The sequence below is a fragment of the Streptomyces sp. NPDC056161 genome (genome assembly GCF_042268025.1).
Classification (GTDB): Bacteria; Actinomycetota; Actinomycetes; order Streptomycetales; family Streptomycetaceae; genus Streptomyces.
The window spans coordinates 23,773-36,012 of the sequence record NZ_JBHJUV010000013.1 but is presented as its reverse complement, the minus strand read 5'-3'; the positions used below and the strand labels follow the sequence as shown (position 1 = coordinate 36,012).

General features: G+C 71.0%; 13 protein-coding genes and 2 pseudogenes. 10 read left to right on the top strand and 5 right to left on the bottom strand.

What is annotated here, in order from left to right; genetic code table 11:
• Nucleotides 1-2: 2 nt before the first annotated feature.
• Nucleotides 3-818 (bottom strand): carbohydrate ABC transporter permease, encoded by an 816-nt coding sequence (locus ACFC09_RS14265; protein WP_376527580.1) that lies wholly within the window; start codon nt 816-818, stop codon nt 3-5.
• A 62-nt stretch (nt 819-880) separates the two neighbouring features.
• Entirely contained in the window at nt 881-2,212 is a 1,332-nt protein-coding gene (locus ACFC09_RS14260) for an ABC transporter substrate-binding protein (RefSeq protein ID WP_376527222.1), read from the bottom strand.
• Between the two features lie 108 nt (nt 2,213-2,320).
• Here ACFC09_RS14260 and ACFC09_RS14255 point away from each other — a divergent pair, with 108 nt between their 5' ends.
• On the top strand, nt 2,321-3,364 hold the full coding sequence (locus ACFC09_RS14255; protein ID WP_376527219.1) for a LacI family DNA-binding transcriptional regulator: 1,044 nt from the start codon (nt 2,321-2,323) through the stop codon (nt 3,362-3,364).
• A gap of 56 nt (nt 3,365-3,420) precedes the next feature.
• Here ACFC09_RS14255 and ACFC09_RS14250 read toward each other — a convergent pair.
• A pseudogene (locus tag ACFC09_RS14250) lies at nt 3,421-3,684 on the bottom strand (bifunctional 5,10-methylene-tetrahydrofolate dehydrogenase/5,10-methylene-tetrahydrofolate cyclohydrolase); the annotation flags it as partial.
• A gap of 159 nt (nt 3,685-3,843) precedes the next feature.
• Here ACFC09_RS14250 and ACFC09_RS14245 point away from each other — a divergent pair.
• Nucleotides 3,844-4,137 (top strand): hypothetical protein, encoded by a 294-nt coding sequence (locus tag ACFC09_RS14245; protein WP_376527217.1) that lies wholly within the window; start codon nt 3,844-3,846, stop codon nt 4,135-4,137.
• Between the two features lie 20 nt (nt 4,138-4,157).
• Here the strand turns inward: ACFC09_RS14245 and ACFC09_RS14240 are convergent, their stop codons facing one another.
• On the bottom strand, nt 4,158-5,627 hold the full coding sequence (locus ACFC09_RS14240; protein WP_376527214.1) for a PLP-dependent aminotransferase family protein: 1,470 nt from the start codon (nt 5,625-5,627) through the stop codon (nt 4,158-4,160).
• Between the two features lie 72 nt (nt 5,628-5,699).
• Here ACFC09_RS14240 and ACFC09_RS14235 point away from each other — a divergent pair, with 72 nt between their 5' ends.
• From ACFC09_RS14235 to ACFC09_RS14210, 6 genes and pseudogenes are all read left to right on the top strand, one after another.
• Nucleotides 5,700-6,161 carry a Tm-1-like ATP-binding domain-containing protein gene (locus ACFC09_RS14235; RefSeq protein WP_376527212.1) on the top strand — a complete coding sequence of 154 codons (462 nt, stop codon included), beginning with the start codon at nt 5,700-5,702 and terminating at the stop codon, nt 6,159-6,161.
• Nucleotides 6,071-6,964 (top strand): Tm-1-like ATP-binding domain-containing protein, encoded by an 894-nt coding sequence (locus ACFC09_RS14230; RefSeq protein WP_376527210.1) that lies wholly within the window; start codon nt 6,071-6,073, stop codon nt 6,962-6,964. The genes ACFC09_RS14235 and ACFC09_RS14230 overlap by 91 nt, the downstream gene beginning before the upstream one ends.
• A gap of 103 nt (nt 6,965-7,067) precedes the next feature.
• Nucleotides 7,068-7,895, top strand: a complete 828-nt coding sequence (locus tag ACFC09_RS14225) for a phosphoenolpyruvate hydrolase family protein (RefSeq protein WP_376527207.1) — start codon at nt 7,068-7,070, stop codon at nt 7,893-7,895.
• A gap of 79 nt (nt 7,896-7,974) precedes the next feature.
• Nucleotides 7,975-8,106 carry a hypothetical protein gene (locus tag ACFC09_RS14220; RefSeq protein WP_376527205.1) on the top strand — a complete coding sequence of 44 codons (132 nt, stop codon included), beginning with the start codon at nt 7,975-7,977 and terminating at the stop codon, nt 8,104-8,106.
• Between the two features lie 45 nt (nt 8,107-8,151).
• A pseudogene (locus ACFC09_RS14215) lies at nt 8,152-8,406 on the top strand (cupin domain-containing protein); the annotation flags it as partial.
• Nucleotides 8,407-8,499: 93 nt separating this feature from the next.
• Entirely contained in the window at nt 8,500-8,742 is a 243-nt protein-coding gene (locus ACFC09_RS14210) for a zinc-binding dehydrogenase (RefSeq protein WP_376527202.1), read from the top strand.
• 128 nt (nt 8,743-8,870) lie between these two features.
• On the opposite strand, the gene ACFC09_RS14205 is transcribed toward ACFC09_RS14210, so the two are convergent.
• Complete coding sequence (locus tag ACFC09_RS14205) at nt 8,871-9,674, bottom strand: VOC family protein (RefSeq protein ID WP_376527200.1); 804 nt, start codon at nt 9,672-9,674, stop codon at nt 8,871-8,873.
• 568 nt (nt 9,675-10,242) lie between these two features.
• Between ACFC09_RS14205 and ACFC09_RS14200 the strand changes: the two genes are divergently transcribed.
• Both ACFC09_RS14200 and ACFC09_RS14195 read left to right on the top strand, forming a co-directional pair.
• A complete protein-coding gene (locus ACFC09_RS14200; RefSeq protein ID WP_007502648.1) occupies nt 10,243-10,446 on the top strand; it encodes a cold-shock protein in 204 nt (67 codons plus the stop codon).
• An 88-nt stretch (nt 10,447-10,534) separates the two neighbouring features.
• Nucleotides 10,535-12,199, top strand: coding sequence for a DEAD/DEAH box helicase (locus ACFC09_RS14195; RefSeq protein ID WP_376527197.1), 1,665 nt, complete (start codon nt 10,535-10,537; stop codon nt 12,197-12,199).
• Nucleotides 12,200-12,240 lie beyond the last annotated feature (41 nt).

Here is a 12,240-nt window from a genome sequence, read left to right as displayed (position 1 = left end):
CGTCACATCCCTTCCCGGGTACTGCGCATCGTGCCGAAGCCGGACAGCCGCACGAGCAGCAGGGACAGTGCGGTGGCGGCCACCACGAGGAACGTCGCGACGGCGCTCGCGTAGCCGAAGTCGTAGCTCTTGAAGCCGGCCTCGTACATCAGGTACGGCAGGATCGCCGTGTCGGTGCCGGGGCCGCCCTGGGTGAGGATCAGCACCGTCTCGAAGTACGTCAGCGAGCCGACCACCATCAGCACGCCGGACGTGGTGGCCGTGTTCCGCAGCTGGGGCAGCGTGATCGAGAGGAACTGGCGGAAGCGGCCGGCGCCGTCGATCGCCGCGGCCTGGTACAGCACCTCGGGGATCTGCCGTGCCCCGCCCTGGTAGATCAGGGTGTGGAACGGGATGAACTGCCAGCCGCCGACGAACACGATGGCCCAGAACGCGCCGCTGGTGGAGCCCAGGGTGTCCTGGTGGACGATGCCGAAGTTCGGGTCGAGCAGGGCGTAGAAGAGCAGCGAGATCGCGGTCGAGGAGAGCAGGAACGGCACGAAGAAGACCGCCGACAGGACCGCGCGGTTGCGCTGGCGGCCCGCCGCCCAGACGCCCAGCAGCAGTGCGGCGACCGTCTGGAAGGCCCAGCTCGCCAGGGTGAGCAGGACGGTGACCGTCAGGGACTGGGCGAGGCGGTCGTCGCCAAGCAGCTTGCGCCAGTTGGCGAGGCCCGCCGGCCGCGGGTCGCCCAAACCGTTCCAGGTGGTGAAGGACAGGTAGAACGCCAGCACCATGGGGACCAGGGCGAAGAACGCGAAGAACAGCACTCCGGGCAGGGCCCAGGAGGCGTGCGGGCGGCCCGCCCGGGTGCGCGGGCCGTCCTTGGCCGTGCTCGTGCTCACTTGAGCCCCTTCAGCGCCGCTACGAATTGGGCCGGCGAGGACTTCCCGACGAACAGTTTGTTGATCTCGGTGAGCAGGGGCGTGGAGACGCCCGGGTCCACGGCCTGGTCCCAGCTCAGCGTGAACGCCGGGGCCTGCTGCACCATCCGGTACTGGAACGTGGCGAACTCCGGGTTCGGCGAGGCGCCCAGCAGCTTCTCCGCGTTCGACGTGGTGGGGATGTCGCCGTTGGCCACCAGGTCCTTGGCGTACGTCTGCGAGGCGCAGCCGCGCAGGAACGCGATCGCGGCGTCCCTGTCGGACGTGCGGGCGTTCACGGACCAGTAGTTGGTGGGGTTGCCGACGACGTTGCGGATGTCGCCCGCGCCGCCCTCGATCTTCGGGAAGGCGAACCAGCCCAGGTCCTTCCTGGCGAAGTCAGGGAACTTGCCGAGCTGCGTCGAGTACTCCCACGAGCCCATCAGGTGCATCGCCGCCCTGCCCTTGGCGAAGACCGCGGGCGCGCCGCCGTTGGTGTACGCCACTGAGCTGAAGCCCGTGCCGAAGGCCCCGTCGTCGATGAGCTGCTTGACGGTCTCGGCGGCCTTGAGGACGGCCGGGTCGCCCCAGCCGGCCGGGTCGCCGTTCTTGACGCGCTCGAAGACCTCGGGGCCGCCGATGCGGTCCACCAGGTACTCCAGCCACATCAGCTCCGGCCAGATGTCCGCGCCGCCCAGCGCGAACGGGGTGATCCCGGCCTTCTTCAGCTTGGCGTTGTTGTCGAGCAACTGGTCCCAGGTGGTGGGCGGCTGGAGCTTCTGCTCGGCGAAGACGGCCTTGTTGTAGAAGAGGATCACGGGCTGCATGCCGCGCATGGGTATGCCGTAGTCGCGCCCGTTCAGGCCGCCGGCCGCCAGGACCGAGGGGAGGAAGCCGTCCTTGAGGACCGGGTCGGACTTGATGGTGTCGGTCAGGTCGACCAGTTGGCCGGCGTCCTCGTACGCCTTGATCGAGCCGCCGCCCCAGTTGAAGAACACGTCGGGAGCGTGGGGCGAGCCCATCGCGGTGCGCAGCTTGGCCGGATACTCGGAGCCGGGCACCTTCTCCAGTTTGATCCGGCCCTTGGTCTGCCCGGCCGCCACCGACGCGTTGAACCGGTCGACGGCCGCGGCCTGCACCTTCGCCGCGTCGTCGCCGTAAACGAACGCGGTGAGCGTGCCGCCGCCACTGCCGGATCCGCCCGAGGAGCCGCAGGCCGAGAGCCCGGCGGAGAGCAGGGTGGTGGCACCGGCGCCGAGCACCCAGCGCCTGCTGAAGGTACGCCCGCCGTCGGACGTCTGGGACTCCATGACAGCACCTCTCATCCGAATGTTTCGACTGATGCTTCGAATGTTCCGGGAACGTATGGCCCGGCAGGGGCTTCGTCAAGGGGTTGCGCAGGGATTACGATCGCGGGCATGAAGCCTGCAAAGTCCGCAGAAACGCAGACGGCGACGCTCGCCGAGATCGCGCGCGAGGCCGGGGTGTCGGCTCCGACTGTTTCGAAGGTCCTCAATGGCCGCACGGACGTCGCCCCGGCGACCCGCACCCGGGTCGAGGATCTGCTGCGCGCCCACGGCTACCGCCGGCGCCGGGCCGAGGCTTCCCGTTCACCCCTGATCGACCTGGTCTTCCACGAACTGGAGAGCGCCTGGGCCATGGAGGTCATCCGGGGCGTGGAGAACGTGGCCAGGGAGGCGGGCCTGAGCGTCGTGCTCTCCGAGTCCGCCGGGCGGCTCACCCCGGGCCGGACCTGGGCCGACCAGGTCGCCGCCCGCCGCCCGCACGGCGTGATCCTCGTGCTGTCCGGGCTCGACGAGTCGCAGCGGGCGCTGCTCACCAGTCGCTCGATCCCGTTCGTGGTGATGGACCCGGCGGGCGATCCGGGCGCCGACGTGCCGTCGATCGGCGCGACCAACTGGCAGGGCGGCCTCGCCGCCACCCGGCACCTGGTGGAGCTGGGCCACACCCGGATCGGCGCGATCAGCGGGCCGTCCCGGATGATGTGCAGCCGGGCCAGGGTCGACGGCTACCGGGCCGCGCTGGAGACCGCCGGGCTGCCGGTCGACTCCTCACTGATCGCCACCGGCGACTTCCACCACGAGGCCGGTCACCGGCTCGGCCTGGAACTGCTGCGCCGCCCGGACCGGCCGACCGCCGTGTTCGCCGGCAACGACCTCCAGGCACTCGGACTGTACGAGGCCGCACGGGAGTTGGGCCTGCGCATCCCGGAGGACCTGAGCGTGGTCGGCTTCGACGACCTGCCGGTGGCCCGCTGGGTGGGCCCACCACTGACGACGGTCCGCCAGCCCCTGACGGAAATGGCCGAGGCGGCGGCCAGGCTGGTCCTGGACCTGGGCCGGGAGGAGGAGACCCCGGTGGCGACCCGAGTGGAACTGGCCACCACGCTGGTGGCCCGAACCAGCACGGCGGCACCCGCGGCACCTGCGGCGGCTCGGTAGCGGGAGCGACTGGTGTCGAAACTTTCGGAGACCCCAAGGGCTGCTGGAAGCAGCCGTCAACGGCGCTGAATGCCCAACTGCTTCGCGGCTGCTTCCACGGTCTGCGCGAGCAGGACGGCGATGGTCATCGGCCCGACGCCGCCGGGCACCGGAGTGATCAGACGGGCCCGGGTACGGGCGCTGTCGAAGTCCACGTCGCCGACGTTGCCCGGGTTGTAACCGGCGTCGATCACCACGGCGCCGGGCTTGACGTCCTCTCCCCGGACCAGCCGGGGCCGTCCCACCGCGGCTACGACGATGTCCGCCTGGGCTGTGCCGGCGTGCACGCGTGAGGCGGCGGGGCCGTCCCGACCCGGCGGAATGGCTGGTTTCCGCTGCCGGGCCTTCCGTCGGCCGGTTACTCCTGAACTTTCTCGGGGGTAAATTCGTTGCTGGCAACCGCCATTGTGGTTCATTGGACGTCCTGCTTCACTGCATGCATGACCAAGCGAATAGCGAAAGCGTCGGTAGGAATTCTGATGGCGGTGGTTTCGGCTACCGGTATTCTCACCGCAGGCGCCGGAACCGCTTCGGCAGCCACCCTTCAGAATACTCTGGAAGGTTCGTACTACGGCACCCAATGGCTCACGCCGTACATGGAATGCCACAACGAAGAAATCGACCGCAATAAGAGGACGTACGGGAATGAGGCCGGCGGGGGCAACGAATACTTCTACTGTGCAGTGGGAGACCGCGGATTGGCCTACAACTTGTGGTGGCGGCACTACGTCTGACGGAAAAGTACGTCAGCCGGTCACGCAGGTCGGTTCGGCAACGCTCGCGGGGCCCGCCGCGCAGGCCGGTTTCCGCCGTTCTCGTGAGCGATCCGGTCGCGGTCGGTCGGCGCGACAAGGTCGGCGATGACCTGAGCCGCGCCGGCGAACCGGCCCTGCGGGTGCCACACGGGCAGCCGTACGAAGGTGCGGTGCCCGCCGTGCGGAGAGAACGCCGGGCCCGCGGTGAGCCGGATTCCGCTTGCCAGGGCACGCTGCGCGAGGGCCATCGCGTCCTGGCCGGTGTCGGTCCACAGGCCCGAACCGCCCACGGGAGCGCCCCAACTCCAGTGGGGCAACACCGTACGGAGGACCTCTTCGGTGACCGCGAACTGCTGTGCCAGGAACGCGCGGCGCAACTCCCGCTGCCGGTCCGCGCACGGCAGCAGTTGCAACGCGGCCAACTGGTCGGCGACCGGGCCGCCGAGGTCGATGCTGCCGCGCAGCGCCGCGAGCCGTCCGATGATCTCCCGGGGCCCCCGTATCCACCCGACTCGCAGCCCGCCCCAGAACAGCTTCGACAACGTGCCCACGACCAGCAGCCGTTCCGGGTCCGCCAGGCGCTCCAGGCCCGGCAGCGGCTGCGACCGGAACCAGCCGAGTTCGGCCTGCGACTGGTCGTCGACCACGAGGGTGCCCCGCCCGGCCGCGATGCCGGCGAGGGCTCTGCGCTGCGGCTCCGGCATGTGGATGCCGGTCGGGTTGTGCAGCGCGGTCTGCACGTACAGCAGATCCGCGTCGGCGGCGGCGGCCTCAAGGAGGTTCAGGTCCACGCCGGCCGCAGTGAACGGGACGCCCCGCACGCGTCCGCCCGCGGCCGACAGGGCTTCCAGGGCGCCTCGGTAGCTGAGATCTTCGACGAGGGTCGACGTGCCGGGCCCGGCGAGGGCGGTTGCGATCAGCCAGACGGCCTGTTGGGAGCCCGCGGTGACCAGCACCTGGTCCGCGCGCGTCGGCAGACCCCGCTCTGTGACGCGCGCGGCGAGCGCCGCCCGCAGCTCGGGCAGCCCCGCGGGGTGGTAGCCGGTCTCCTGGAGATGGTGCTCGCGCAACTGCCTGCCGACCTCCGGCATGACGGCCGCGACCAGTTCGGCACCGGGCAGCGCCCCGGAGGAGAGATCGACGACCACCCCGCCGTCAGCGAACGAGGCCAGCCGCCCCTCGTCGGGCCGTACCGGTCCGACGGCCCCGCGCACATACGTGCCCGAACCGCGTGCCGCGGTCACATGTCCACTCGCCGTCAGCTCCGTGTACGCCCGGGCCACCGTGCCCCTGGCCACGCCGAGCGCGGTCGCCAGTGCGCGCTGACCGGGCATGCGCCACCCGGCGGGCAGATACGAGCCGTCGATCAGCTCGGCGAGCGCGTCCCGCAGCGGGACGCTCACGGGCGCCGTGCCGCGCCACACGCCGAGCAGCCGGGCCACCCGCTCGGCATCCGCGCTCGTCCGCATCGATCGCACCCCTCTCAGGTGTGGTCCACTCTGCCTCAAGTGGACCACTCAGGTCGCTCCCACCCCGCCACAATGCCTGGTACAGGGCGCGCAGGAGAACAGGAGGCACGAGGGATGGCCACGGTCGTTCTCATCGGCACGTTGGACACCAAGGGCGCGGAGTACGCGTGGATCGCCGACCGGGTACGTACGCACGGGGCGAGCACCGTCACCATCGACGTCGGTCTGTTCTCGACCGCGGACGCGGACATCGGCGCTGCGGAGGTCGCCCGGTCCGGGCACGCCGATCTCGCGGCGCTGCGGGCGGCACGCGACCGGGGCGCGGCCATGGAGGCGATGGCGTCGGGTGCCGCGTCGGTCGCCCTTGCGCTGCATGCGGAGGGCCGGCTCGACGGGGTGCTCGCCGTCGGCGTTCCGGTGGCTCCTCGGTCGCGTCCCGCGCGATGCGGGCCCTGCCGGTCGGGGTGCCGAAACTGCTGGTCTCCACGATGGCCTCGGGTGACGTCTCGCCCTACGTCGGTGAGAGCGACGTGACGCTCATGCACTCGGTCGTCGACGTCGCCGGGATCAACTCCGTCTCCGAACAGGTCTTCGACAACGCCGCCGCGGCGATCGCCGCGATGGCCGCGCAGCAGGAGGCCCGCCGCACCGCACCGGCGGGTGAGCGGCGGCCCCTGGTCGGTCTGACGATGTTCGGCCTGACCACACCGGCCGCCGACGAGGCACGGGCGGAGCTGGTCGGCCTCGGTTACGAACCGCTCGTCTTCCACGCCACCGGTGCCGGCGGGCGCGCGCTGGAGAAGCTCGCGCGTGACGGCCGGCTCGCGGGAGTGCTCGACCTGACCACCACGGAACTCGCCGACGATCTCGTGGGCGGTGTGCTGAGCGCGGGGCCGCACCGGCTGGAGGCGGCCGGTGAGCGGGGCATCCCCCAGGTCGTCTCGCTCGGCGCCCTCGACATGGTCAACTTCGGGCCGCGGGAGACGGTGCCCGCCGGTTTCGGCGACCGTACCTTCGTGATCCACAATCCGACCGTCACCCTGATGCGGACCACGCCGCAGGAGAACGCCGAACTCGGGTGGCGCATCGGCGCGAAGCTGTCCCGCGCCCGCGGTCCGGTCACGGTGCTCCTCCCGCTGCGCGGGGTGAGCGGTGTCGACAAGGAGGGCGGCCCGTTCCGGGACGCCACGGCGGACGGGGAACTGTTCGCCGCGTTGCGCACCGCGCTCACCGGGTCCGCGGCCGAGATCGTCGAAGTGGACGAGCACATCAACGACCCCGGGTTCGGGCGCGACGCCGCGCGGCGCCTGCACCGGCTGATCACCTCGCCGCGCTGACGCGGGCGGGCGGCCGAAGCGGTACGGGCGCCCGCGGGAGCACCCCACCGACATGGCGGAGCGGCAGATGTCCACGCGTGCGTGGGCGGGAAGGAACACGAGCATGGACCGGAACACGGCACTCGAACGGCTCAGGACGACCCTGGCGGCCGGCGGACCGATCATCGGCGGCGGCGCCGGAACGGGCATCTCGGCCAAGTCCGCCGAGGCGGGCGGCATCGACCTGCTCATCGTCTACAACTCGGGGCGCTACCGGATGGCCGGCCGGGGATCCCTCGCGGGCCTGCTGGCCTACGGCGACGCGAACGCCATCGTCATGGAGATGGCGGACGAGGTGCTCCCCGTCGTCAAGGACACACCCGTACTCGCGGGTGTCAACGGCACCGACCCGTTCCGGGTGATGGGCCGCTTCCTCGACCAGATCAAGGAGGCCGGGTTCAGCGGCGTGCAGAACTTCCCGACCGTAGGGCTGATCGACGGCGTCTTCCGGCAGAACCTGGAGGAGACCGGGATGGGCTTCGACCTGGAGATCGAGATGATCGCGGCCGCACACGAACGCGAGCTGCTGACCGCGCCGTACGTGTTCGATCCCGGCCAGGCCACTGCCATGGCCGAGGCCGGCGCCGACGTCCTCGTGCCGCACATGGGCCTGACCACCAAGGGCACCATCGGCGCACACACCGCACTCACCCTCGACGAGTGCGTCGAGCGGATCCAGGCGATGCGGGATGCCGCGGTCGCCGTCAACCCGGACGTTCTCGTGCTGTGTCACGGCGGGCCCATCGCGGAACCCGCGGACGCCCAGTACGTACTCGCGCACACGGAGGGGGTCGTGGGCTTCTTCGGCGCGAGCTCGATCGAACGTCTGCCCACGGAAGTCGGCATCCGCCGGCAGACCGAAGACTTCAAATCCATCGTCGTCCGGCCCTGAACGCGTCCACGGGCGAGACACCCGCGCACTCGACGAGGACCGACCCCACGTACCCCACGTACCCCACGAGGAGAGGAACATGAACGAATCCGGGACGAGGACCCACACCGTACCGTCGGAGCTGCCGACCGAGGTCTTCGACTGGGGAAGCATCAAGTGGGGGGTGAGCGCCGGCCTCTTCCCCGGAGCCCTCTCACCGCGGGCGAGGTGATCATCAACCCCGCCAAGGGGCACGACCTGCACACGCACCCGGGACTCCGACGAGGTCCTGTACTTCATCGAGGGCGAGGGCGTCCAAACCGTCGGGGACTCGGGGGAGTTCGTGGTGCGGGCGGGGGACTTCGTGTTCGTGCCCAAGGGAACGGTGCACTCGACCTTCAACACCGGCTGGCGGCAACTGCGTGTCGTCGCGATCTACACGCCGGGCGGCGCCGAGCAGGCACTGCGGGCGGCGCCCGACCATGCCGAGCTGGCTCCCGGCGCCCTGCCGCTCTGGGAGCGGGCCCACTGAAAGCCCCGGTTTCGGCGTGACCACGCTGCGGCCCGGCGACGGGGTGTACGGATACCGCGCTTCCCGCACCAGGGCGGCGGCCTCGCGGAGTGCGTGACCGCCCCGTCCGGGCACTTCGCCCGCGAGCCTGCCGGGCTCTCGCACACCGAGGCCGCGGCGCTGCCGCTCCTGGTGGAGCCCGACCTCGGCGGGCTGGACCAGCTCACCGGCCTGGTCGAGGCCGGGAAGCTGCGGCCCGAGGTGCCGGTGGTGCTGCCGCTCGCCGACGCCGCCAAGGCCCACGAACTCATCGAGTCCGGGCGCACCCGGGGCAAGGTGGTGCTGTCCGTTCACTGAACCGGATCGCGAACCGCCGCCGGTCCCACGGCCGGAGGCGGTTCCACGTCTCGCGGTGCCGCCGCGCCAACGCCGGGTCCGGTCAGCCACGCCTTGCCGGGGCACGTGGCCGGCAGGGACGTACGAGGTCAGCGCGGCCGGCGCGAAGTCACCGTGAACTGGGCGCCGTCGGGGTCGCGCAGCACGGCTTCGTGCTCGCTCTCCTTGAGGACGCTGCCGCCGTGCTTCTCCGCGGTCCGGGCGCGTGCCGACACCTCGTCCACGGTGAAGTGGATCTGCCAGTGCGGCCGGACCGAGGGATCGGGTGGCGTCTCCACCGCGCCCGAGTCGATGCGGGCGACGACGACACCCTGGCTGCGCAGCAGGACCTTGCCTCCCGCGTACTCGATGTCGCAGCAGCCGGGCAGGTCCGAGGCCCAGTCGAGGACCTCGCCGTAGAAGAGGGCGGCGTCGAACGCGTCACGTGTGTGCAGGGTGATGAACGTGGGTGCCGCCAGCCGCCAGGCCTCCCACTCGGTGACGAGCTGGCCCTGCCAGATCCCGAACGTGGCCCCGTCGCGGTCCGCGAGGAGCGCCGCGCGTCCGGGCGGGAAGGAGATCGGTCCCACGGCGGCGGTCCCGCCGCGTTCCCGGACGCGGGCGACGGCCACGTCCGCGTCGGTCACCGCGAAGTACGGCGTCCAGGCCACGGCCATGTGCCACAGCGAGGCCACTCCCGCGATCCCCGCGACCGGTACCCCGTCGGCCAGCGCGGTCCGGAAACGGTCGCCCAGCCTGGCTTCGCGCCACTGCCAGCCCAGCACGGCCCCGTAGAAGTCCTGGGTGGCGCTCAGATCGCGGCTGGACAGACTCACCCAGCATGGCGCGCCGAACACGGAACGTGAGAAGACGGCATCGGTCCCATCGGAGGAGTGCGACGTTGAATGGTTCATGGCCCTCGTGCCCTGGTCTCGTACGTCGGCAGCCGCTGCTCTGCCTCCAGTGTCCGGCCAGAGTTCCGTTCCTGCACGTCGCCTGCGCCTGCCCGGCAGCCGGCTCGGTTCCGGTTCAGGCCGGCGAAACCCGGCGGCGTGGCCCTCGGCGCGAACGTGACCGAGGCGGACGAACTTGAGAACGTGTGGCGCTCAGCAGGGTGAAGCGCCCCTGACACTCACCGTGTGTAGCCGTAGGAACCAGGGCGGTGAGTCACAGCGGCGGTAGGAGGGGGTCCGTCCGGACACGTTCCCCGCGCGCACGTTCCCCGAGCGCTCGTTCCCCGAGCGCTCGTTCCCCGCGCGTCCGTGGCCTGAACGACGTAGCGCCTCGCCCCCGCCTCCCGCAGGCGCGCTCGACACCGAATTTGGAGGCGCCGCGGACCGCGCGGCTGTGCTAAAGTCTCCTTGTTGCAGTTGTGGTACCCATGAACCTATGTGCGCCTGACGGGAATGCTTATCCATCGGGCGCATTATTTGTTTTCCGGCATCTCCGGATGGGGCCTCTGCCTACAGAACGGAGAAAGTCGTGGCACAGGGAACCGTGAAGTGGTTCAACTCTGAAAAGGGTTTCGGCTTCATCGAGCAGGACGGCGGCGGCCCCGACGTCTTCGCCCACTACTCGAACATCGCGACCCAGGGCTTCCGTGAGCTCCAGGAAGGCCAGCGGGTCTCCTTCGACGTCACGCAGGGCCAGAAGGGCCCGCAGGCGGAGAACATCGTTCCCGCCTGATCGCCGGACGCGTATCCGCTCACCGGGGTCCGCACCGTCATGGTGCGGACCCCGGTTTGTGCTGTTTTCCAGGAAGGCAGACAACTGCATGTCCCGCAGGCCCCAGAAGCCCAACCGGCGCGCCTCGTCAACTCCACCGTCCACGTCGCCGCCAGGGGAGTTCCGGCTGCCGGAAAGCACGACACCCGCGCTACCCGCTGTCGAGGACTTCGCCGGTCTGGACATGCCCGAGGGGCTGTTGAAGACCCTCGCCGCGCAGGGCGTGACCGCCCCTTTCCCCATCCAGGCCGCGACGCTGCCCAACTCGCTGGCCGGCCGCGACCTGCTGGGACGGGGACGCACCGGCTCCGGCAAGACGCTCGCGTTCGGCCTCGCGGTCCTGGCCCGCACGGCCGGACTGCGCGCGGAGCCCAAGGCGCCTCTCGCCCTCGTACTGGTGCCCACCCGTGAACTCGCCCAGCAGGTGGCGGACGCGCTGACCCCGTACGCGACGGCGGTGAACCTCCGGTTGGCCACCGTGGTCGGTGGCCTGTCCATCACCAAGCAGGCCGGTGCGCTGCGCCGTGGCGCGGAGGTGGTCGTGGCGAGCCCCGGCAGGCTCAACGACCTCGTGGAACGCGGGGACTGCGTACTCGACCGCGTACGCATCACGGTGCTGGACGAAGCCGACCAGATGACCGACATGGGTTTTCTGCCGCAGATCACCAAGCTGATCGAGCAGGTACGGCCGGACGGCCAGCGCATGCTCTTCTCGGCCACCCTGGACCGCAACATCGACCGCCTGGTGCAGCGCTTCCTGACCGACCCCGTGGTGCACTCCGTGGACCCGTCCAAGGGCGCGGTGACCACCATGGAGCACCACGTGCTCCATGTCCAGGACGAGACCGACAAGAAGGCCGTCACCACGCGCATCGCCGCCCGTGACGGCCGCGTCATCCTGTTCCTCGACACCAAGCGGTCCGCCGACCGGCTCGCCAAGCGGCTGCTGTCCGTCGGTGTCCGCGCGGCGGCACTGCACGGGGGCCGCTCCCAGCCGCAGCGCAACCGCACCCTGGAACAGTTCAAGAACGGCCAGGTCACCGCGCTGGTCGCGACGAACGTCGCGGCCCGTGGCATACACATCGACGACCTCGACCTCGTCGTGAACGTCGATCCCCCTGCCGACCACAAGGACTATCTCCACCGGGGTGGCCGCACGGCCCGTGCCGGCGGCTCCGGCAGCGTGGTCACGCTGGTCCTGCCCGACCAGAAGCGGGACATCACCCGGCTCATGTCGGACGCGGGCATCCGCCCCCGTACGGCCCGTGTCACGTCCGGCGATGGGGAACTGGCCGCCATCACCGGCGCCCGCGAGCCGTCCGGGGTGGCCGTCACCATCGAGGTCCCCCAGCCGGCGACGGAGACGGCGTCCCGCCCGGACCAGAAGACCGGGGCCAAGCCCGGCACGCGATCCGGCCGCCGCCGCCGCAACGGCGACAGGGCCAAGGCGACGACAACTCCCGCCACCGGGACGAGGGGCCGGAACTCCGATCGTCAGGCGGGATCCGGCCGGGCCACCGGCGATGCCGTCGGCGCGGGTGGCCGCGGCTCCGACCGCCAGCCCGCGGCCGGTGCGGCGACCGGCGGTGGCTCCCGCAAGGGTGTCCGCGGATCCGGCAGGCGAGCCGCGTCCGGTGGAGCCACGGGGGGCGCTGCCGGGACCGGTGGTCGCGGTGCCGATCGCCGGGGTGGCCGCCGTACCTCTGCCGGCTGAGCCGCAGCGGGCAACGTCGGCCCTGGAGAGGTCCGGCCGCA

Coding starts and splice junctions, on each gene's coding strand:
- ACFC09_RS14235 (WP_376527212.1), top strand. CDS start 5,700: ATGCCTGGTACAGGGCGCGCAGGAGAACAGGAGGCACGAGGGATGGCC.
- ACFC09_RS14220 (WP_376527205.1), top strand. CDS start 7,975: ATGAACGAATCCGGGACGAGGACCCACACCGTACCGTCGGAGCTGCCG.
- ACFC09_RS14205 (WP_376527200.1), bottom strand. CDS start 9,674: ATGAACCATTCAACGTCGCACTCCTCCGATGGGACCGATGCCGTCTTC.
- ACFC09_RS14245 (WP_376527217.1), top strand. CDS start 3,844: ATGACCAAGCGAATAGCGAAAGCGTCGGTAGGAATTCTGATGGCGGTG.
- ACFC09_RS14240 (WP_376527214.1), bottom strand. CDS start 5,627: ATGCGGACGAGCGCGGATGCCGAGCGGGTGGCCCGGCTGCTCGGCGTG.
- ACFC09_RS14225 (WP_376527207.1), top strand. CDS start 7,068: ATGGACCGGAACACGGCACTCGAACGGCTCAGGACGACCCTGGCGGCC.
- ACFC09_RS14230 (WP_376527210.1), top strand. CDS start 6,071: ATGCGGGCCCTGCCGGTCGGGGTGCCGAAACTGCTGGTCTCCACGATG.
- ACFC09_RS14255 (WP_376527219.1), top strand. CDS start 2,321: ATGAAGCCTGCAAAGTCCGCAGAAACGCAGACGGCGACGCTCGCCGAG.
- ACFC09_RS14195 (WP_376527197.1), top strand. CDS start 10,535: ATGTCCCGCAGGCCCCAGAAGCCCAACCGGCGCGCCTCGTCAACTCCA.
- ACFC09_RS14260 (WP_376527222.1), bottom strand. CDS start 2,212: ATGGAGTCCCAGACGTCCGACGGCGGGCGTACCTTCAGCAGGCGCTGG.